The organism is Providencia sp. PROV201, assembly GCF_028479545.1.
Lineage (GTDB): Bacteria > Pseudomonadota > Gammaproteobacteria > Enterobacterales > Enterobacteriaceae > Providencia > Providencia huaxiensis.
In genome coordinates, this window is the sequence record NZ_JAMPNW010000017.1 from 67,561 (window position 1) to 88,280 (window position 20,720).

Here is a 20,720-nt window from a genome sequence, read left to right on the forward strand (position 1 = left end):
GAACAAACGCATTTTATTTAGCTAAACAGCGCAATATGCTAGTATTGTTGCTAATTATTATTAGATTTCCTTTTAAAACTGGAGTGCAGGATGAAAGTAACTCTCCCGGATTATAAACAAGCCGGTGTGCTGGTGGTTGGTGATGTGATGTTAGACCGTTATTGGCATGGTCCTGCAAACCGAATTTCGCCAGAAGCCCCTGTTCCGGTCGTTAAAGTCACGATGGTAGAAGAGCGTCCCGGTGGCGCGGCTAACGTCGCGATGAACATTGCCTCGTTAGGGGCAAATTCACGTCTTGTTGGGTTAACTGGGATTGATGACGCGGCAAAAGCACTGACTGAAAATTTAAATGCGGTGCAGGTGCGTTGTGATTTTGTCGCTATTCCCACTCATCCAACGATTACTAAATTACGCGTACTTTCACGTAATCAGCAACTTATTCGCCTTGATTTTGAAGAAGGTTTTGAAAACGTGGATGTTGCCCCCGTACTGGAGCGCATAGAACAAGCACTGCCACACATTGGCGCGCTAGTGCTGTCTGACTATGCAAAAGGTGCATTAACGCATGTTGAGAAAATGATAGCGCTCGCTAACAAGGCCAATGTTCCCGTTTTGATTGACCCGAAAGGAAACAATTTCGAACGCTACCGTGGGGCAACATTATTGACGCCAAATATGTCTGAGTTTGAAGCGATTGTTGGGCCATGTAAAAACAACCAAGACGTTGAAGAAAAAGGCATGAAGCTGCTTCACTCATTGGAGCTTAAAGCACTATTAATTACGCGTTCAGAGCAAGGTATGAGCCTGATCCGCCGTGATGAAGCCCCATTGCATTTACCTACTCAGGCACAAGAAGTGTTTGATGTGACTGGGGCAGGGGATACGGTTATTGGCGTATTGGCTGCGTCTATTGCTTCTGGTCGCCCACTACATGAAGCCTGCGCATTGGCCAATGCCGCAGCTGGCGTGGTGGTTGGTAAATTAGGGACTTCTACGGTTTCGCCAATTGAATTGGAAAATGCGATCCGGGGTCGCGCTGATACTGGTTTTGGTGTCATGACTGAAAGTGAATTAAAACAAGCCGTTGAGAATGCAAGGCAGCGCGGTGAACGTGTCGTGATGACGAATGGTTGTTTTGATATTCTCCATGCAGGGCATGTGTCGTATTTAGCCAATGCGCGTAAATTGGGCGACCGCTTGATTGTGGCGGTCAATAGCGATGCATCGACGCGCCGCTTAAAGGGTGAAACACGTCCAGTTAACCCATTAGAACAGCGTATGACCGTTCTAGGGGCTTTGGGGGCAGTGGATTGGGTCGTTGCTTTTGAAGAAGACACTCCGCAACGCTTAATCGCAGAAGTTCTGCCAGACATCTTAGTTAAAGGGGGGGATTACCGCCCTGAAGAGATCGCGGGCAGTGCTGAAGTGTGGGCTGCTGGAGGCGAAGTTAAAGTCCTTAACTTCGAAGATGGTATCTCGACAACGAATATCATCAAGAACATCATGAAAACCAGTTAATTTATTATTAGCTATTAAAAAAACCTCACTATGGAACTTCAAGCCAAGTGAGGTTTTTATTTATCTAAAATCAATATGGCGTCAAATATTGACGTCATATTTTTTTTGTTTTAGATTTTAACGTCACAATATGACGTCATGGAATAGACGATGATAAAAATGAGGGAACTGGATTCGAAGCACCGTAAAACGATGGTGGATATACTCACAATTCCACCTAAATCAGGGCTCAAGTGGGGCGATGTAACAAGTTTAGTTGAGCATTCAGGCGGCACTATAAAGAATGGAAGTGGTTCACGTCGCAGGTTTGTTTTACAAAGTTCTTTGTTCCTGACACATCAGCCCCATCCAGGGAATACACTGGATAAAGGTGCGGTGAACGGGTTACGTGAGTGGTTAGAAAATACGATAGGGGTGGAATATGATTAAAAGCAGTAATGTGATGACGATAGACGGCCATCCTGCATCTGTTATCTATGAAGCTGAAATTAAAGCGTTTCGTGGTAAGTTTTTAGATGTAAGTGGTTACTGTGATTTTGTCTCTGATAGCATTGAAGGGTTAAAAAAAGAAGCGCGAATATCTTTAGCGGAATACATCGAAGGCTGCCAAGAAGAAGGGATTAACCCGTTCAAAGAACAAGAAACGGTAAAGTCATTTACGCTGCGTTACCCAAGCCGCTTGGAGGCTCATTTAAATGCGGTAACAACTGAGCATAATGTTTCTAAAAACCAGTATATTGTTCAATTGCTTGAACGCGAGCTGAATATCAAATAACAAAAGTGACGCCTTAGTCGGTGTCACTTTTTCAATTTAATTACTCAGACGTTTTTTCTTCTACATTTAAATGGGCTTCAAGTGCGCTAACACGTTGCTCCATTTTTGCTAATTTTTCGCGGGTGCGTAACAAGACTTGAGTTTGAATATCAAATTCTTCACGGCTGACTAAGTCTAATTTGCCGAGTTGTGATTGTAACAGTGAACGCAGTTTTTTATCAAAATCTTCACCTAAATCGCGTACGCCTTGCGGTAAAGCGCCTTGAATTTGGCGGGCAACTTGTTCAATTTTTTTCGGATCGAGCATTCGCGGGTCCTTCAGTTAATCAAGATATAATTAAGCGTAGTGTAATACCTCTTTTCGCCTTGTGCTAGCTCGAATTAGTTAGCGAAAAGGCCTAGGTGTATTATCTGTGATGAAAAAAGCTTGGTATTCGTCTGTGGCAGTAAAATTAACCTTGATAACTCTAAGTTTTTATTCATGTTTTTTGACTAAAAGTGTGAGTCGTTCGCCAATTTTGATTATCATCGTTGCGAACTTGAATTATTGGCGCTATATTAATTGCGTATATCTCAGGGCGGGGTGAAAGTCCCCACCGGCGGTAAACATGCATCACGCATGAAGCCCGCGAGCGCTTTACCATTCTGTGGTAAAGGTCAGCAGACCCAGTGTGAATCTGGGGCCGACGGTTATAGTCCGGATGGGAGAGAATTAACTGTATCTGCATATTTGTGCTATTACGCACAATAGTGTTCTGCATACCTGAATAGGTAAATGCCTTTTATTGGCTATTTATATATTCACCATTTCTCGTATTCCTAAGACTGCCTTGATTCTGGTAACTAGTTAATAACTATTTAAGAGGTTTTTTACCATGGATCATTCGCTACTTTCTGTATTCGGTAATCCTATCGAACGTGTTGAAAATGCTATCGAGGCTTTACGCCAAGGTAAAGGTGTTCTTGTTCTCGATGATGAAGATCGTGAGAACGAAGGCGATCTAATTTTTGCAGCAGAAACCATGACCGCTGAGCAAATGGCATTTACCATTCGTTATAGCAGTGGGATCGTGTGTCTTTGTATTACTGAAGAGCGTCGTAAGTTGCTCGAATTACCGATGATGGTGGAAAATAACACCAGCCAAAACCAAACGGGTTTCACGGTAACTATCGAGGCCGCGAAAGGGGTTACCACGGGCGTTTCCGCAGCGGATCGTATCACCACTATTCGTGCTGCAATTGCAGATAACGCAGTCCCTGCCGACCTAAATCACCCAGGCCACGTTTTCCCATTACGTGGGCGTGACGGTGGGGTATTAGCACGTCGTGGCCACACTGAAGCATCTATCGACCTTGCGACTCTAGCGGGTTTCAAACCTGCCGGTGTGTTGTGTGAGTTGACTAATGATGATGGTTCTATGGCTCGTACTCCAGAAGTCGCTGCATTTGGTAAGCAGCATGGCTTGACGGTGGTGACGATTGAAGATTTAGTGCAATACCGTTTGCAGCATGAAAAGAAAGCGAGCTGATCCTCTTAGAGGAAGAGCTCTAGATAGAGGTTTTGATAAGTTTAAATATTAATAAGCTAAGTTATTTAAATTATTAATAGTACGTTAAGCATATAGAATATCTTGAAGGCCACTGAGTTGCACACCTCGTGGCCTTTTCAATTTTTTTGATGATCATACTCATAATTAGCCCACTGTGTTTTTTGCTGAAAAGCGTATGCTGTAGGGAGAAACTAATTGAGTTGGAGTTTAATCATCATGTCGGTAAATACTTCAGTGGTAAAAAATAAGATCCCTGCCATTTTTATTGGCCATGGTAGCCCGATGAATGCGATTGAGGATAATCCTTACACTCAAGCGTGGGAAAAACTCGGTAAAGTCTTACCTCGGCCAAGCGCAATTTTGGTGATTTCAGCTCACTGGTATACGCGTGGCACTGCTGTGACTTCGATGTTAAACCCAAAAACGATTCATGATTTCGGTGGTTTCCCCGAAGCCTTGTATCAAATCGAATATCCTGCCCCTGGTTCTCCTGAATTAGCTCAGCAAGTTGCATCATTATTAGCTCCTGAGCCCATTCACCTTGATGAACAAGAGTGGGGATTAGACCACGGTACATGGGAAATTTTAGTACGTATGTATCCAGAAGCCGATATTCCTGTGATCCAGCTGAGTATCGATGGTAGTAAACCTGCTACTTGGCACTATGATCTCGGAAAAAAGTTATCGGTTCTAAGAGAAGAAGGCGTACTAATTATGGGAAGTGGCAATGTTGTACATAATCTACGGGCGATGAATTGGCAAAATTCTCATGCCGAGCCATATCCATGGGCAATATCTTTTGAAAAGTTTGTGTATGATAATCTGCAAAGTCATGAAGTGCCTCATCCATTGACTAAAGGATTAGAACGGGAGGATGGGAAATTATCGAACCCATCACCAGAGCATTACTTGCCTATTTTACCTATTTTAGGGGCTTGGGATGGGCAAGAAGAGATCAGTACACCGATTGAAGGAATTGTGTCGGCATCGTTAAGTATGCTGTCTATTCAGGTAGGATAAGTTTTTCTTCTATGGAATTGATTGATAAAAAAGCCCAAATCATATTGCTATGTTTTGGGCTGAGCTTTTAATTTTAAATACGATTAATCGATGATCGTATGTGGATAAAAGCGTGATAAGTCTTGAGTGATCAGTTCTTTATCTTCACGAATACAGATCCCCGCTGGTTGATCATTCACCAACCAGCTTCCGACTAAGGTGTAGCTACCTTCAAATTGTGGAAGTGGGTGGAACTGTTGAATAATCATACCTTCTTCGCCGTATGGGCCGTCTGCGGCTGCAATTTCCTTGCCATTTTCGATAATACGGATATTGGCACCTTCACGAGAAAATAGTGGCTTAATGACGTATTTTTCGAGTTCTGGCTGGGTTTTGCCATCTGCGAAATAAGCAGGTAGTAAATTTGGGTGATCAGGGAACATTTCCCATAACATTGGCAATAAGGCCTTGTTAGAAATGATGCTCTTCCATGCAGGCTCTAACCAGCGCACGCCAGCGTCTTGCAATTTAGTTGAGAAAATTTCTCTTAGCATAAATTCCCACGGATATAGTTTGAACAGGTTACTAATCACCTGATCTTGTGTATCCGAAAACTCACCTTTTTCACCTAGACCAATTTCGTCGATATATAAGAATTCAGTAGCAATACCCGCTTCATTGGCGCAATCTTGTAAATACTGAACGGTACCGCGATCTTCTTCTGTGTCACGGCAACAAGACATATGTAACAAGCGAAAACCATACTGATCTTTTAATTGCGTAAAGCGCTCGATCAATTGCTCTTGAATACTATTAAACTGATCAGCATTTTCAGGTAATTTCCCTGCTTCAATTTGATCTTCTAACCAGATCCATTGGAAAAATGCAGATTCATATAATGAAGTTGGAGTATCCGCGTTATTTTCTAAAAGCTTAGGTGGGTTAATACCATCGTAAGCAAGGTCAAGCCTAGAATATAACGAAGGTTGCTCGCTTTTCCATGAACTGCGAACAAATTCCCAACAATGTTTAGGGATCTGAAAACGCGCCATTAACTCATCGCTTTCAACAACACGTTCAACCACTTTTAGGCACATTTGATGCAACTGTTCGGTTGCATCTTCGATCTCTTCAATTTGTGCCATCGTGAATTGGTAATACGCGTCTTCTGACCAGTAAGGCTCACCATACATAGTATGAAATTCAAAGCCAAACTCAGAGGCTTTCTCGCGCCAGTTTGGGCGCTCTACTATAGGAACTCGTTTCATTACTTATCAACCACCCATCGAACGGGAAGAAGAAGTTGATTTTGCAGAAGAAGATGAACGTTGTGCCATCGCTTGTTTATTGACGGTGTCACCAAAACCGCCACGAGTCACGGTTGAAGTTGTTGGTGGTTTAGGTGCCATGGCGGTTTTTGGTACGCTCATTGAACGCCCACCTGCAACGGCAGGGCCATAGCTTTTACCTGAAGCGTCAACAAACTTACCGTTGGCTGGGCTCGCTGGGTTTTTCGAGCTGAATAATGGTTGTGATGCAGCGCTACCACCCATCATACGGCCCATCATATAACCCATCATTAATGGCATCCACATACTACCGCCACTGCTTTGTGCTTGAGCAGTTTGTTCACCATTTGTTGAGCTAGTGCCTGCAAGACCCGCTTGAGCAGGGGCTTGAGTACACATAGATTCACCAAACTCAGCAATACAGTCAGCCTGAGTTTCATATTTAGGTGCAGTTTTAGCAGCTTCTTGTAGTGCATTATTGTAAGCGACGGTGCACTGTTCGGCTTGTGATGGGTTCGCTTGGCTACAATCTTGCGCGTTGGTGTACAGTGATACAGTTTCATCGCTTTCTTCACAAGCGGAAAGCATAAATACGGCACTGACCGCAACAGCCACAGGCGCTAAACGGTATGAACGCCAAGACTTACGGAAGGCGCTCTGATTAATATCTTTGGTACGCTTCATGGTCATGGTAATTACCCTGAATTTAATTAAGTAAGATGTTTTTAGATGTTAGCTCTAGGATAGGGGATAACCGCTGAAAATTAAAGCAGAAATATAGGAGAAATGAGCTGAATTTATCATTTTGATAACTTTCTGCTATTTTTTTCTAATTAGCCGGGTATTTATTGAAGAGTAAAATAATATTTTTATTTTATATCAATAAATTAGCTGCAGGTTGTTTTTTGATCTAAAACGTAGTGAACAGAGTGAGAATTCACTGAATTTGTACCATAGGCTAATGAAAAGGGGTTGTAAGCGGGCCAATTAGTACAAATTAGCAATTCTAAACGATTTACTTGGCTTCCTTCAAAAAATAACCCGCTATGTAAGCGGGCCATTATATCATTTTCAAATAAACTAAGAATTTTAGTTCATTTTTGGTGCATTGGTACTACGAATAATACTACTTGCAGAGGTTGAAATCTCTTTACCTAAATTCGCATTTAGGCGTGCAATATCGTCTTCGTTTAATGTACCACGAGCAAATTCAATATTCAGTTGGTTAATCATGTAGTCGTAACGCGCATTAGACAGATTTTGTTTCGCTTGGTATAGCGCTGTTGTTGCTGTCAATACGTCAACAATGGTACGTGTCCCTACTTGATAGCCGGCTTCCATCGCATCTAATGAGCTTTGTGCGGAAACAACGACTTGTTTGTAAGCATTAATACTACTGATTGACGATGATACGTTATTAAATGATGAGCGAACTAACTGAATCACATTGCGGTAAACGCTTTCAAGTTGTTCACTAGCACCTTGGAAACCATATTGTGCTTGTTCAACCTGAGAACTGACTGCGCCACCAGTATACAGTGGAATGCTTAAATTTAAGCCAATGCTATTTTGGCCGTTATAGCTGTTGCTCGCACTACCGCCATATGGCGTGTTATAACCGCTGCCATGTTGGTAACTATTTGTGACTGATGTTGATGCATCTAAGTTAACTGTTGGCATGTGGCCTGTTTCTGCTAAACGGATGTTTTCACGAGAAACATCTTGCGCTAAACGTGCGCTTAACAGGCTGAGGTTACGCTCTTCGGCTTCTTTTAGGATAGCGTTGATATCGCCCAGTTCATTAGTTTTAAAGCGGTCAATATTTAAAGAGGCGAGTTGGCTGTAGTACACGCCACTGACTTGACGCAGTTTTTCAATCGCATTTTCTAACTCGTTACGGCCTGCAACTTCTTGTGCAATAACGCTATCATAGTTTGCACGGGCGTTTTGCACGTCGGTAATGGCAACAAGACCCACGTTAAAACGTTGTGTAACTTGGTCTAATTGGCGATAAACCGCTTCTTTATTTGCTTCAATATAAGATAACGCGTCAATCGCTTTTAAGACGTTAAAATACGCAGTTGCAGTATTTAAAATTAATTGCTGTTGACTTGTTTGATACGTGACATCAGAAATACCCGCAGTTTTTTCTTGGATAGTTAATTGACGCCATTTCGACATATCAAACACAACTTGGGTCAGTTTCAATGAAGCATTTAAACCTGTGCTTTCAGTGTTTCTTGCGTCACGGTAACCACTGCCGTAGCTAGCGCCTGCACCTAAACCTAATTGTGGCAATAATGGGCTGCGAGATTCATTAATTTTTTCAAAAGCTTGATTACGTTCAGCTAATGATTTTCTTAATTCAGGGTTACTTTCTTTGGATTTTTGGTAAACCTGTAGTAAATCTTCTGCAAAGCTATTGGTACTGAGACCCACAAAACTCATCGAAATTAAAAGGGGAAGCAGTTTCTTCATTTTGATTCCTTGATTAAACAGCAAATTAAGTTGAGTCTGTTGCCTAAAACGTACCATGCCTAACTAGGCGATAGATATTAAATTATCCGTTTTAGAGACAGTTATTAAAAACAGACACTATGTTGCTCTTTGATTTGAATAATGGCGCTTATTGTAACAGAGTATCACTTCTATTAACGGTAGCCTTTTGTGCCATTTTGTCTCAATTTATTAAACATTACCTCATCTAAGGTTAAAAAACCTCAAAAACTGTTTTAATCCACAATTATTTCCTTAAGATGGAATAATTGAGTTTGGAGAATGAAATGACAAAACAAATAGAGCAGCCAATTAAATACGGCAAAAATGATGTTGAAATTATATCCAAGCGTAAATTATTTAATGGTTTTTTTCAAATGGTTGAATATCAATTTCGTCATCGCCTCTTCGCGGGCGGATGGAGTAAAGAAATTCGCCGTGAAGTTTTTGAACGGGGCCATGCAGGCGTGGTTTTACCCTATGATCCGAAAGCTGATAGTGTTGTTTTGATTGAACAAATTAGGTTACCTGCAATCGAAACGAGTGAAACACCTTGGTTGCTCGAAGCCGTTGCGGGAATGATAGAGCAGAACGAATCACCCGAAGAAGTTATTCGCCGTGAAGCCGTTGAGGAAGCCGGGCTGATTATTGGCCGCACTGAAAAAGCGCTAAGTTATCTTTCTAGCCCTGGCGGGACAACTGAGCGCATGCATGTATTTATCGGTGAAGCCGATAGCAGCCAAGCGGAAGGTGTGCATGGTCTCGCGTCAGAAAATGAAGATATTCGTGTACATGTGGTTAGCCGAGAACAAGCTTATCAATGGGTTGAAGATGGCACAATTGATAATGCGGCAACCGTGATAGCGATTCAATGGTTACAACTTCACTATCAGAAACTACATGAAAAGTGGATGAAATCGTTTTAAATACCGATTAATCTGGTGAAGTGTGTGCTGATTAGCAGAAAGTTAGAAAGTAAAGTTTTAAGATAGTTGTAAGTGTGTTTAGCTTTTATATAGTTGTAATGAATAGATTAGGTACTAAATAATATTTAAGGAAAAGGAATACTTTTGGACAGCCAGCTTGAAGTGACTGCAAAGAACTCTAAAATTGTGAGAATTTTACAGGTTACTGATACGCATCTTTTCGCTAATACAGAAAATACGCTTTTAGGGGTAAATACTTACAAAAGCTATCAGGCGGTACTTGATGCTATCACTGAGGAAAATCTCCCAATTGACTTAATTGTTGCGACAGGGGATTTAGTTCAAGACCAATCACCACAAGCTTATCAGCATTTTGCGGATGGCATTGCGCGTATCCCTGCTCCTTGTGTATGGCTTCCTGGTAATCATGACTACCCGCCTGCGATGGTAGAAACACTCCGAGTCGCTGGGATTTCAAGTGCTAAACAAATTTTGATTGGCGATGAATGGCAAATCTTGATGCTTGATAGCCAACTTCAAGATGTACCTCATGGCGAGCTTTCTGAACAACAATTGGAATGGATGAAAGCCAGCTTAGATGCTGAACCTGAGCGTACTACATTGATTATGCTGCATCACCACCCTCTAGCTTCGGGTTGTACTTGGCTTGATCAGCACAGCTTGAGAAATTCACATATTTTAGCTGACTACTTAAAAAACTATTCAAATGTTAAAGCGATGCTATGTGGCCATATTCATCAAGAAATGGATGAAAATTGGCACGGTATTCGGTTGTTAGCAACGCCTTCTACCTGTGTGCAGTTTAAGCCTCACTGTACTAATTTTGCGCTAGACACCGTCGCGCCAGGTTGGCGATATTTAGAATTAAGTATTAATGAACAAAACCAAAGGCATATTACAACTCGCGTTCACCGTTTAGATACAAGGGAGTTTAGCCCTGATCTTGACTCTGACGGTTATTAATTCGCTTATGTCTACTTTACTTTATATTCATGGTTTTAATAGTTCACCTCAATCCGCTAAAGCTAATAATTTAAAGCAATGGATTGATGCGAATTATCCGCATATTAATATGCTTGTACCGCAATTGCCAAATTACCCTCAGCAAGCTCAAGCCATGTTGGATGATATTATCCAACAGCATCAGCATGAAAAAATGGGGCTAGTCGGCTCTTCACTCGGTGGTTATTTTTCGCTTTGGTTTTCAGAACGTTATCAGCTTCCTGCTGTCGTCGTAAACCCCGCAGTGCGTCCTTTTGATTTACTGCAAGATTACTTAGGCGACAATACAAACCCATATACTCATGCACAATATGTGTTGGAAGAAAAGCATATCCATGAGCTAAAATCTTTATACATTGAGAGATTAACTTCCCCTCATCTTATTTGGTTGTTACAACAAATGGGCGATGAAGTACTTGATTATCGAGAGGCTGTTGCCTATCTTTCAAAGTGCAAACAAACTGTGGAACCTGACGGTAATCATGCCTTTATTGGTTTTGAATCTTACTTTTCTCAAATTGTTGATTTCCTACAATTGGCAGAGAAATAGTGTCAAAACGTATGAACACTGTTATTATCAACAGTAACTCACTGATTGAATAGTTCAATTAATCACCTATTACCGCAGAATGACAACATGACTCAATCTAGTTATAACGCAGAGGCCATTGAAGTCCTCAGTGGTTTAGAGCCTGTTCGCCGTCGTCCGGGGATGTATACCGACACCAGTCGACCGAACCATTTGGCTCAAGAAGTAATTGATAATAGCGTCGATGAAGCGCTTGCGGGGCACGCGAGCCACATCGAGGTTATTTTACATGACGATCAATCCCTTGAAGTCATCGATGATGGGCGCGGTATGCCTGTCGATATCCACCCTGAAATGAAAGTGTCAGCGGTTGAACTGATTTTGGGGCAACTACATGCAGGGGGAAAATTCTCCAATAAAAACTACCAATTCTCAGGTGGTTTGCATGGTGTCGGGATTTCTGTCGTCAATGCGTTATCAAAACGTATTGAAGTTACTGTTCGTCGTGATAGCCAAGTGTATCAAATTGCCTTTGAGAACGGCGATAAGGTGGAAGATTTACATGTCATAGGGACTTGTGGCAAACGTAACACAGGGACTAGCGTGCATTTTTGGCCGGATGGCAGCTATTTTGATAGCCCAAGATTTTCAGTAACACGTTTAACTCATAACTTAAAAGCCAAAGCTGTTTTATGCCCTGGCGTGAAAATCACGTTTAAGGATAAGCTCAACAATACAGAACAAAGTTGGTGTTACAGTGATGGGTTGACCGATTACCTCATGGAGTCAATTGACGGCCTTGAGGCGTTGCCACCAAAACCGTTTACAGGTGAATTTTCTGGGGAAACGGAAGCCGCTCAATGGGCACTGCTTTGGTTGCCTGAAGGTGGTGAATTACTCACGGAAAGCTACGTTAACCTTATCCCTACAGCACAAGGTGGAACCCATGTTAATGGGCTTCGCCAAGGGTTGCTTGATGCTATGCGTGAGTTTTGCGAGTTCCGCAATATATTGCCTCGCGGTGTTAAGCTCTCAGCGGATGATATTTGGGAGCGCTGTACCTATGTGCTTTCTGTTAAAATGCAAGATCCACAATTTGCCGGGCAAACCAAAGAGCGCCTATCTTCTCGTCAATGTGCCGCATTTGTTTCGGGCGTGGTAAAAGATGCCTTCAGTTTATGGCTTAATCAAAACGTGCAAGTGGCTGAACAGCTTGCAGAAATGGCCATTTCTAGCGCACAACGTCGAATGCGTGCAGCGAAAAAAGTGGTGCGTAAAAAACTCACCAGTGGACCTGCATTGCCGGGTAAATTGGCCGATTGTAGCTCGCAAGATCTAAGTATGACGGAGCTGTTTCTTGTTGAAGGGGACTCCGCTGGCGGGTCTGCAAAACAAGCGCGTGACCGTGAATATCAAGCTATCATGCCGTTGCGCGGTAAAATCCTCAATACATGGGAAGTGTCTTCCGATGAGGTTTTAGCTTCCCAAGAGGTGCATGATATCTCTGTGGCTATTGGAATAGACCCTGATAGCGAAGACCTTAGCCAATTACGCTATGGGAAAATTTGCATACTTGCGGATGCGGACTCCGATGGCTTACACATTGCTACATTGCTATGTGCGCTATTTGTCCGTCATTTCCCAACACTGGTTAAAGCAGGGCATGTCTATATGGCAATGCCACCGCTATATCGTATCGATTTAGGCAAAGAAACGTTTTACGCCCTTGATGAAAGCGAAAAAAATGCTGTACTTGACCGCCTTAGCCGCAAGCGAGGTAAACCCAATGTTCAGCGATTTAAAGGGCTGGGGGAAATGAACCCACTGCAATTACGTGAAACCACATTAGATCCAAATACTCGTCGTCTTGTACAGCTAATTATCGATGATGAAAACTACCAACAAACTCTTGCTGTGATGGACATGCTTCTGGCGAAAAAACGCTCGGAAGACCGCCGTAATTGGCTGCAAGAGAAAGGCGATATGGCTGAAATTGATGTCTAATATCCGAATTGCGATGAGAAAGGAACGAATTGAATGAGTGAAATTACTCATGATGGTGTAGAGCGTTTACCGCTACACGCCTTCACTGAAAATGCCTATCTGAACTATTCGATGTACGTCATCATGGATAGGGCATTACCATTTATTGGCGATGGGCTTAAACCTGTTCAGCGCCGTATTGTGTATGCAATGTCAGAACTTGGCTTAAGCAACACTGCGAAATATAAAAAATCAGCCAGAACTGTGGGTGATGTGTTAGGTAAATACCATCCACACGGTGATATCGCTTGTTATGAAGCGATGGTATTGATGGCACAGCCATTTTCTTACCGCTATCCGCTGGTGGATGGGCAGGGAAACTGGGGGGCACCCGATGACCCTAAATCATTCGCAGCAATGCGTTATACCGAATCACGACTATCCAAATACGCTGAAGTTTTACTCAGCGAACTTGGTCATGGCACCGTCGATTGGGTACCAAACTTTGATGGTACGCTAAACGAGCCAAAAATGTTGCCTGCGCGTTTGCCGAATATTCTGTTAAACGGTACAACAGGTATTGCCGTTGGGATGGCGACAGATATTCCACCACATAACGCCCGAGAAGTGGCTCAAGCGTTGGTTGCCTTGTTGGATAAACCTACGCTAAATCTTGATGACATCATGGCATTTGTGCCGGGACCTGATTTCCCAACGGAAGCAGAAATTATTTCTTCCCGTGATGATATCCGTAAGATTTATCAAAATGGACGCGGTTCTGTACGAATGCGTGCGGTGTGGGAAAAAGAAGATGGTAATGCGGTGATCACGGCATTACCTCATCAAGTTTCAGGTGCAAAAGTACTGGAACAAATTGCCAGCCAAATGCGTGCAAAAAAATTGCCGATGGTTGAAGATTTACGTGATGAATCAAACCACGAAAACCCAACTCGTTTAGTGATTGTTCCGCGCAGTAATCGTGTTGATCTTGAACAAGTCATGACACACTTATTTGCGACAACGGATTTAGAGCGTAGTTACCGCGTTAATCTTAATATGATTGGTTTAGATAACCGACCTGCGGTGAAAGGGCTTGTTGAGATCTTAAATGAGTGGATTGCTTACCGTCGCCAAACTGTGCGTAACCGCTTAAATCATCGGTTAGAAAAAGTATTAAGACGCTTACATATTTTAGATGGTTTATTAATCGCCTACCTGAATATTGATGAAGTCATTGAAATTATTCGTACAGAAGATGAACCGAAAGCGGTTTTAATGTCACGTTTTAGTATCAGTGATACCCAAGCTGAAGCTATTTTAGAGCTAAAATTACGCCATTTAGCCAAGCTTGAAGAAATGAAAATTCGTGGCGAGCAAGATGAATTAGCCAAAGAGCGTGATGAATTACAAGCGATCCTTGGGTCTGAAAGACGTTTAAATACGTTGATTAAAAAAGAGATTCAAGCCGACGCCAAAGATTACGGTGATGACCGTCGCTCCCCATTGCATGAACGCGAAGAAGCGAAAGCCATGAGCGAACATGAGATTTTACCATCAGAACCGATTACCGTTGTGCTTTCTGATATGGGGTGGGTGCGTAGTGCTAAAGGGCATGATATCGAGCCGACTAACCTGAACTATAAAGCGGGAGATGGCTTTAAAGGGGCAGCGCGAGGCAAGTCAAATCAAGCAGCCGTGTTCCTTGATACCACAGGGCGCAGTTATTCTGTTGACCCGCTGGAGTTGCCATCTGCACGCAGTCAGGGTGAGCCTTTAACCGGTAAGTTAACCTTGCCACCTGGCGCAACCATTGAACATGTGTTAATGGCGCCTGACGAACAAAAATATTTAATGGCTTCGGATGCAGGTTACGGTTTTATTTGTACCTTCAATGATTTAGTCACTAAAAATAAAACAGGTAAAGCCTTAATTTCTTTACCTGAAAATGCAAAAGTATTGGCGCCAATTGAGTTGCATAATGAGCAAGAAGATTTGCTGTTGGCAATTACCAAAGCAGGGCGTATGTTAATATTCCCTGTGGCAGATCTACCTCAGCTTTCGAAAGGTAAAGGGAATAAAATTATCAATATTGCCGGTGCGCAAGCGGCAACTGGCGATGATTTATTGACTTGGTTGATGATTTTGCCTGTGGGGGCATCAATGACCTTGCATTTTGGTAAGCGGAAGCTGAAGTTTAAAGCAGAAGACTTGCAAAAATACCGCTCAGAACGAGGTCGTAAAGGGACGTCGTTACCGCGCGGAATGCACAATATTGAGCGTATTGATATTGAGCCAGTAGAGTCTAAATAATTAACAAAGAACAAACCTTATAAACCTTTTTTAGTATGAACTTCAAAAGGTTTATAAGTAGATAATATTCATCATGGGGCTGAAAAGCTTCTTACAATTTGGGGTTAGTATGTTAGCGCTTATTAGAGCGATCATTGTTATTATTTATACGATTGCGGTGTGTGTAGGGGGCGGGATTTACTGCCTATTTAGCCCACGCAACCCAAAACACGTAATGACATTTGGTCACATGTTCGGGCGGTTATCAGTCGTTTTTGGGATTAACGTCATAAATCGCGTACCTGAGAAAGCGAAGAGCTATGGCCCGAGTATTTATATTGGTAATCACCAAAACAATTACGATATGGTGACCATGTCAAATGGGGTGTTACCAAGAACGGTGACTGTGGGTAAAAAAAGCTTGGTTTATATACCTTTTTTTGGCTTTTTGTATTGGATCACAGGTAATATTTTAATCGACCGCGCTAATCGCTCTAAAGCCCATAACACAATTACGCAAGTTGCTGACCAGATTAAAAAACGTAAAATTTCGGTATGGATGTTCCCTGAAGGGACTCGCAGTCGTGGCCGTGGTTTGCTGCCATTTAAAACGGGTGCGTTTCATGCCGCGATCGCCGCAGGGGTACCGATTGTGCCTGTTTGCGTTTCGAGTACACAAGGTAAAATTAAGCTAAACCGTTGGAATAATGGTACCGTTATTATTGAAATGCTAGACCCTATCGATACATCGCTTTATAGCCGTGAGCAAGTTAGGGAATTATCTGAGTATTGTCATGCTTTAATGGAAGCAAAAATTAAAGCGCTCGATCTTGAGGTTGAAGAGATGGCAAAACAAGGTAAATAGCCTAATCGATTGAATTTACTTTAATAATGGGCAATATGTGAATATTGCCTATTTTTTTAGATTTAACATAGCATAAATTGACTTTATTGTTTCCTACCTGACTTATTTCCTTTTTTAATTACTTACCCCTACTATTTATAATCTTATTAATTATATTTTTACACATTTGCTAGATATTTTTAGAATTTAACCTTTTTTCGCGATATCATGGCTCACAAATTATTATGGCCTTAAATTGTTGCATCTAAGTAGTTATATTACTAGCGCCAAACTGAAATTAGCCATCTCATTGGCTGAAAATTTATAATATTAAATAATAAAATGCGCTGGAATTTTGTTTAGCGGAGAATTTATGTCATTCAATCGATGCCAAACCCTGATAGCGGCAGGGATGGCTCTATGTATGTCCTATGCGCCTATTTATGCAAGTGCAGAAGGGGCGACAGCTTTACCTGTGCCACCGTTATTAGAATCACGGTCGGGACAGCCATTATTTTTAACTTTACAAAAAATTCATTGGTCTTTTGATGGAAAATATTCAGCCGATATTTGGGGGGTTAATGGTTCTTCTCCTGGGCCGACTGTCAAAGTAAAAAATGGCGATGATATTAAGCTTATCTATAGTAATCGCTTACCTGAAGCGGTTTCAATGACAATCAGTGGGTTGCAAATACCCGGTACACAAATTGGCGGCGCTGCAAGGTTAATCTCACCTAATGCAGATTGGTCTCCGGTGATCCCAATTCGCCAAAATGCGGCAACGCTTTGGTATCATGCCAATACCCAAGGAAAAATGGGTGAACAAGTCTACAATGGTTTATTGGGTATGTGGATCATTGAAGATGACGTGACGAAAAATTTGCGCTTACCGAAACACTATGGTGTTGATGATTTTCCTATCATTATTCAAGATAAGCGTTTAGATAATTTTGGTGTTCCAGAATATAAAGCAGATGAAAATGGCTTTTTAGGCGATACATTACTGGTTAACGGCGTGCAAGATCCTTATGTTGAGGTTTCTCGAGGGTGGGTTCGTTTACGGTTATTAAATGCATCGAACTCCCGTCATTATGTGATGAAAATCAGTGATGGTCGCCCATTCTCGTTAATTGCATCTGACCAAGGTTTGCTAACCGTCCCTGTGAGTGTTCAAGAACTACCATTAGCGCCCGGTGAACGGCGAGAAGTCTTGATTGATATGGCGAAAACGCAGGAATTAACGATTACTGCGGGTGAGTCAGCTACCTTTATGGACCGTTTGAAAGGGTTATTCGAGCCATCGAATAATTTAATTTCAACTAATGTATTAACTATCAAAGCGACAGGTTTGATGTCATTAGTAACAGATGGCTTACCAACGCAGTTAGTTGAAGATAAAACACAAGTCACATCCAGTATTACACAACGCAATATTCACCTTAATGATGGTTATGGTATTAACAATGCGACCATTGATACAAACAGGGTTGATTTCTCAAGTCGCCAAGGCAATTGGGAGCGTTGGGCTGTGACGACGAATGAACCGCAGGCGTTTCATATTGAAGGTGTGCGTTTTAAGGTACTAAATCGCAATGGCAAGCCAACGCCGGCAGAAGATTATGGTTGGAAAGATACGGTATGGGTTGATAGTAGAGTTGAATTATTAGTACAAATGATGCAACCGTCCTATAACCATTTCCCATTCTTATTCTATAGCCATAATTTAGAGAAGGCGGATTTAGGCTCGGCAGGGCAAATGGTGGTTGCACCGCAAGACACCATGCAATAATAGGCATTATAACAATATTGAATATTCAAAAAGCAGGCGTTTAGCCTGCTTTTTTGATGAGAGAGAATAAGGTTAGCTCAGCGCGACTCGAATACCGAAAGCGATTAATACCACCCCGAGAACCTTATCAACATATTTTTGCACTTTTGCTAGGCCTTTTCTTACAGGAGCGCTTTGGATTAAGAAAACTAAAATAGGCCAATAGATAACGGCTAAACCCCAAATAATAAAGGCAAACCACAGCTTCTCACCAACAGTAGAATTAATGTCTAGCACTTGGGTAAAGACCGCTAAAAAGAACAGAGTGGCTTTGGGATTTAATACATTACAGAGAAAACCTTGCATAAAGGCTTTTTTAAACGAAACTACTTCATGTTTACCCGTTGCTAAGTCAACCAAATTGCTTGATTGTGGGAGTAAACTTTTAATACCGATCCAAACCAAATAGGCCGCACCTGCATATTTTAAAATATTAAATAGCCAAGGCGTGGTGGTAATCAAAACGGCTAGGCCTGCAACGCAGTAGGACATATGCAGTGCAATAGCAACTATCACACCACACGCGCTCATCAATGCAGCAGAGCGCTGATAGCGCGCAGCATTTTTGACAATCAAAAAGAAATCAGGCCCTGGAGAGAGCATACCGAGTGCAGCGATGGTAGCAACCATAATACTCGTTTCGTACATGTTATAATCTCTTTTCCCGTTCAATGTTGGCAAATAAAAATGACCTGCTAAATACTTACATTTAGGCTGATATCAGAGGGTTCATTTTGTTTTTAAATGTTATTTTTCGTCGTAAGTTTATCAATTCGAGTATAAGTGATTCAAAGCTGTTTAAGGAAGCTTAAATTTAGTCGACGAAACAATTCTCTTTCCGTATAGTGTGCTCAATTTTTATATCTTGTTTCTAAGGTGAATAGATGAATATTAGCTTAATCGCAGCAATGGCGATCGATCAGGTTATCGGCATGGAAAAAGCGATGCCTTGGAATTTGCCGGGGGATCTCGCGTGGTTCAAACGAAATACGTTAAATAAACCGGTTATTATGGGCCGTGTTACCTATGAATCAATTGGGCGCCCATTACCACAACGTGTGAATATTGTATTAAGCAGTGCACCTGGTACTGATTCTGATGTTATTTGGGTAACGTCAATTGAAGAAGCGTTGGCTGCGGCACAAGCCGTTGAAGGTAATGATGAAGTTATGGTCATTGGTGGTGGTAAAATTTACCAGCAGTTCCTGCCACTCGCGAACAAGCTTTACTTGACGCACGTAGATGCCGAAGTTATCGGTGATACCCATTTTCCAGCTTATGAGCCTGATGAATGGGATTCTATTTTTACGGAATACCATGAAGCTGACGAAAACAATACCCATGGTTATTGTTTTGAGATCCTAACCAAAAGAGCATAATTTTGGGTTTGAATACAAAAATGGCGCTTAATGGCGCCATTTTTTTTATAACTTGCGGTTAATCATACAAAAAATTATTCTTTGCGGCTTTTTTGATATGACTTTTGTCGGTGATATTGCTTGGTTTCCCAATGGAATAGCGTTAAATCGCCTCCCCAGCAGCATCCTGTATCTAAAGCATAAACGTTATCAGGGGTGCATTTTCCTTCGAGCGATGCCCAGTGGCCAAAAAACACTGAATAGTCATCAGGAATTTTACTTTGTAGATCAAACCAAGGTTTTAGCGGAGCAGGGGCCTTTTTAGGGTTTTCCTTACAAATCATATCTAACTGCCCGTTCGGGAAACAGTAGCGCAAACGTGTTAACGCATTAGTACTAAAACGCAAACGAGCTAGCCCCATTAAGCTTTCAGACCAATTGTTTGGCATGTCGCCATACATGGAGTCGATAAATAATGGATAGGCATCACTAGACAGCACCGCTTCAACTTCCCTTGCACACATGCGTGCTGTTTCGATATCCCATTGTGGCGTTATACCTGCATGAGTCATCAAGATCTTTTTTTCTTCATCAATTTGTAATAAAGGCTGACGACGTAACCAATTGATCAGTTCGTCAAGATCAGGTGCATGTAATAACTCATCGAGGTGATCTTTGGGCTTATTACGACTGATTTTACAGTAAATCCCTAATAGATGGAGATCATGGTTACCAAGAACTAAACGCACGGCAGAACCAAGGCTTTTTACATAGCGTAAAACTTGCAGTGATTCAGTTCCACGGGCAATGAGATCGCCTGTTAACCACAATGTGTCCTTGGTTGGGTCAAAATGGACACTTTCCATCAAGTCACGGAGCTCACGATAACAACCGTGAATATCACCTACTAAATATGTCGACATAATTAATTAATCAGTGTTGGGATAGCAAGACGAAAAGCTGGGATATCAACGTGGAAACTATCCCCTTGTGTGCTTATCATCACATAATAACCTTCCATCGTACCCATTGGTGTTTCAAGGATTGCGCCACTGGTATAACGGTATTCTTTTCCTGGTGGAATAAGGGGTTGTTCACCCACGACGCCTTCACCTTGAACTTCGGTCTTATGGCCATCACTGTTAGTAATGAGCCAATAACGGCTCATTAGTTGGATAGGCTCTCGTCCTAAATTACGAATGCAGATTGTGTAAGCAAACACATATCTCGCAATATCGGGTTGAGATTGGCTTTCTATATAGACACTCTGAACTTGGATGCTTACATTTGGCTCATTAAGCATAGTGCCTCCT

At 42.0% G+C, this 20,720-nt stretch carries 20 protein-coding genes and 1 riboswitch; of the genes, 13 read left to right on the forward strand and 7 right to left on the reverse strand.

Annotated features, from left to right (window positions below; translation table 11 throughout):
* The first annotated feature begins 90 nt into the window (after nucleotides 1–90).
* The 3 genes from hldE (at nucleotide 91) to PR809_RS14325 (ending at nucleotide 2,293) form a co-directional block, all read left to right on the forward strand.
* Entirely contained in the window at nucleotides 91–1,518 is a 1,428-nt protein-coding gene (hldE, locus tag PR809_RS14315; RefSeq protein WP_102137839.1) for a bifunctional D-glycero-beta-D-manno-heptose-7-phosphate kinase/D-glycero-beta-D-manno-heptose 1-phosphate adenylyltransferase HldE, read from the forward strand.
* A gap of 150 nt (nucleotides 1,519–1,668) precedes the next feature.
* On the forward strand, nucleotides 1,669–1,947 hold the full coding sequence (locus tag PR809_RS14320; protein WP_206276104.1) for a type II toxin-antitoxin system HicA family toxin: 279 nt from the start codon (nucleotides 1,669–1,671) through the stop codon (nucleotides 1,945–1,947).
* Complete coding sequence (locus PR809_RS14325; RefSeq protein WP_206276105.1) at nucleotides 1,940–2,293, forward strand: type II toxin-antitoxin system HicB family antitoxin; 354 nt, start codon at nucleotides 1,940–1,942, stop codon at nucleotides 2,291–2,293. The genes PR809_RS14320 and PR809_RS14325 overlap by 8 nt, the downstream gene beginning before the upstream one ends.
* A gap of 40 nt (nucleotides 2,294–2,333) precedes the next feature.
* Here the strand turns inward: PR809_RS14325 and ubiK are convergent, their stop codons facing one another.
* The gene (gene ubiK / locus PR809_RS14330) at nucleotides 2,334–2,600 is read right to left on the reverse strand and encodes a ubiquinone biosynthesis accessory factor UbiK (protein ID WP_102137837.1); all 267 of its coding nucleotides are present in this window, start codon (nucleotides 2,598–2,600) and stop codon (nucleotides 2,334–2,336) included.
* A gap of 258 nt (nucleotides 2,601–2,858) precedes the next feature.
* A riboswitch (FMN riboswitch) is annotated at nucleotides 2,859–3,010 on the forward strand.
* A 158-nt stretch (nucleotides 3,011–3,168) separates the two neighbouring features.
* On the opposite strand from ubiK, the gene ribB reads away from it, so the two are divergent.
* Nucleotides 3,169–3,822, forward strand: coding sequence for a 3,4-dihydroxy-2-butanone-4-phosphate synthase (gene ribB / locus PR809_RS14335; RefSeq protein WP_102137836.1), 654 nt, complete (start codon nucleotides 3,169–3,171; stop codon nucleotides 3,820–3,822).
* A 237-nt stretch (nucleotides 3,823–4,059) separates the two neighbouring features.
* The gene (gene ygiD / locus PR809_RS14340) at nucleotides 4,060–4,863 is read left to right on the forward strand and encodes a 4,5-DOPA dioxygenase extradiol (protein ID WP_206276106.1); all 804 of its coding nucleotides are present in this window, start codon (nucleotides 4,060–4,062) and stop codon (nucleotides 4,861–4,863) included.
* A gap of 83 nt (nucleotides 4,864–4,946) precedes the next feature.
* Here the strand turns inward: ygiD and PR809_RS14345 are convergent, their stop codons facing one another.
* From PR809_RS14345 to tolC, 3 genes are all read right to left on the reverse strand, one after another.
* Nucleotides 4,947–6,110, reverse strand: coding sequence for a glutathionylspermidine synthase family protein (locus PR809_RS14345; RefSeq protein WP_102137834.1), 1,164 nt, complete (start codon nucleotides 6,108–6,110; stop codon nucleotides 4,947–4,949).
* A gap of 6 nt (nucleotides 6,111–6,116) precedes the next feature.
* Nucleotides 6,117–6,821 carry a DUF1190 family protein gene (locus PR809_RS14350; RefSeq protein WP_102137833.1) on the reverse strand — a complete coding sequence of 235 codons (705 nt, stop codon included), beginning with the start codon at nucleotides 6,819–6,821 and terminating at the stop codon, nucleotides 6,117–6,119.
* Nucleotides 6,822–7,220: 399 nt separating this feature from the next.
* Nucleotides 7,221–8,609, reverse strand: a complete 1,389-nt coding sequence (gene tolC, locus PR809_RS14355) for an outer membrane channel protein TolC (RefSeq protein WP_206275820.1) — start codon at nucleotides 8,607–8,609, stop codon at nucleotides 7,221–7,223.
* Between the two features lie 305 nt (nucleotides 8,610–8,914).
* Here tolC and nudF point away from each other — a divergent pair, with 305 nt between their 5' ends.
* The 7 genes from nudF to ftsP all read left to right on the forward strand — a co-directional run bounded on the left by nudF (nucleotide 8,915) and on the right by ftsP (nucleotide 18,010).
* Nucleotides 8,915–9,553, forward strand: coding sequence for an ADP-ribose diphosphatase (gene nudF / locus PR809_RS14360; RefSeq protein WP_206275821.1), 639 nt, complete (start codon nucleotides 8,915–8,917; stop codon nucleotides 9,551–9,553).
* A gap of 144 nt (nucleotides 9,554–9,697) precedes the next feature.
* Complete coding sequence (cpdA, locus tag PR809_RS14365; protein ID WP_102137830.1) at nucleotides 9,698–10,537, forward strand: 3',5'-cyclic-AMP phosphodiesterase; 840 nt, start codon at nucleotides 9,698–9,700, stop codon at nucleotides 10,535–10,537.
* A gap of 7 nt (nucleotides 10,538–10,544) precedes the next feature.
* Nucleotides 10,545–11,126 (forward strand): esterase YqiA, encoded by a 582-nt coding sequence (gene yqiA, locus PR809_RS14370; protein ID WP_166264419.1) that lies wholly within the window; start codon nucleotides 10,545–10,547, stop codon nucleotides 11,124–11,126.
* Between the two features lie 87 nt (nucleotides 11,127–11,213).
* Complete coding sequence (gene parE, locus PR809_RS14375; RefSeq protein ID WP_102137828.1) at nucleotides 11,214–13,109, forward strand: DNA topoisomerase IV subunit B; 1,896 nt, start codon at nucleotides 11,214–11,216, stop codon at nucleotides 13,107–13,109.
* A 33-nt stretch (nucleotides 13,110–13,142) separates the two neighbouring features.
* The gene (gene parC / locus PR809_RS14380) at nucleotides 13,143–15,398 is read left to right on the forward strand and encodes a DNA topoisomerase IV subunit A (RefSeq protein WP_102137827.1); all 2,256 of its coding nucleotides are present in this window, start codon (nucleotides 13,143–13,145) and stop codon (nucleotides 15,396–15,398) included.
* A 109-nt stretch (nucleotides 15,399–15,507) separates the two neighbouring features.
* Complete coding sequence (locus tag PR809_RS14385) at nucleotides 15,508–16,242, forward strand: 1-acylglycerol-3-phosphate O-acyltransferase (RefSeq protein WP_206275822.1); 735 nt, start codon at nucleotides 15,508–15,510, stop codon at nucleotides 16,240–16,242.
* A gap of 352 nt (nucleotides 16,243–16,594) precedes the next feature.
* Nucleotides 16,595–18,010, forward strand: a complete 1,416-nt coding sequence (gene ftsP, locus PR809_RS14390) for a cell division protein FtsP (protein ID WP_206275823.1) — start codon at nucleotides 16,595–16,597, stop codon at nucleotides 18,008–18,010.
* Nucleotides 18,011–18,082: 72 nt separating this feature from the next.
* Here ftsP and PR809_RS14395 read toward each other — a convergent pair whose 3' ends face one another.
* A complete protein-coding gene (locus PR809_RS14395) occupies nucleotides 18,083–18,697 on the reverse strand; it encodes a LysE family translocator (RefSeq protein WP_272524553.1) in 615 nt (204 codons plus the stop codon).
* A 236-nt stretch (nucleotides 18,698–18,933) separates the two neighbouring features.
* Here PR809_RS14395 and folA point away from each other — a divergent pair, with 236 nt between their 5' ends.
* Nucleotides 18,934–19,428 (forward strand): type 3 dihydrofolate reductase, encoded by a 495-nt coding sequence (gene folA / locus PR809_RS14400; protein ID WP_125890327.1) that lies wholly within the window; start codon nucleotides 18,934–18,936, stop codon nucleotides 19,426–19,428.
* A 74-nt stretch (nucleotides 19,429–19,502) separates the two neighbouring features.
* Here the strand turns inward: folA and apaH are convergent, their stop codons facing one another.
* Nucleotides 19,503–20,330, reverse strand: coding sequence for a bis(5'-nucleosyl)-tetraphosphatase (symmetrical) ApaH (gene apaH / locus PR809_RS14405; protein WP_195697677.1), 828 nt, complete (start codon nucleotides 20,328–20,330; stop codon nucleotides 19,503–19,505).
* A 2-nt stretch (nucleotides 20,331–20,332) separates the two neighbouring features.
* A complete protein-coding gene (gene apaG, locus PR809_RS14410; RefSeq protein ID WP_004257676.1) occupies nucleotides 20,333–20,710 on the reverse strand; it encodes a Co2+/Mg2+ efflux protein ApaG in 378 nt (125 codons plus the stop codon).
* Nucleotides 20,711–20,720: the final 10 nt, after the last annotated feature.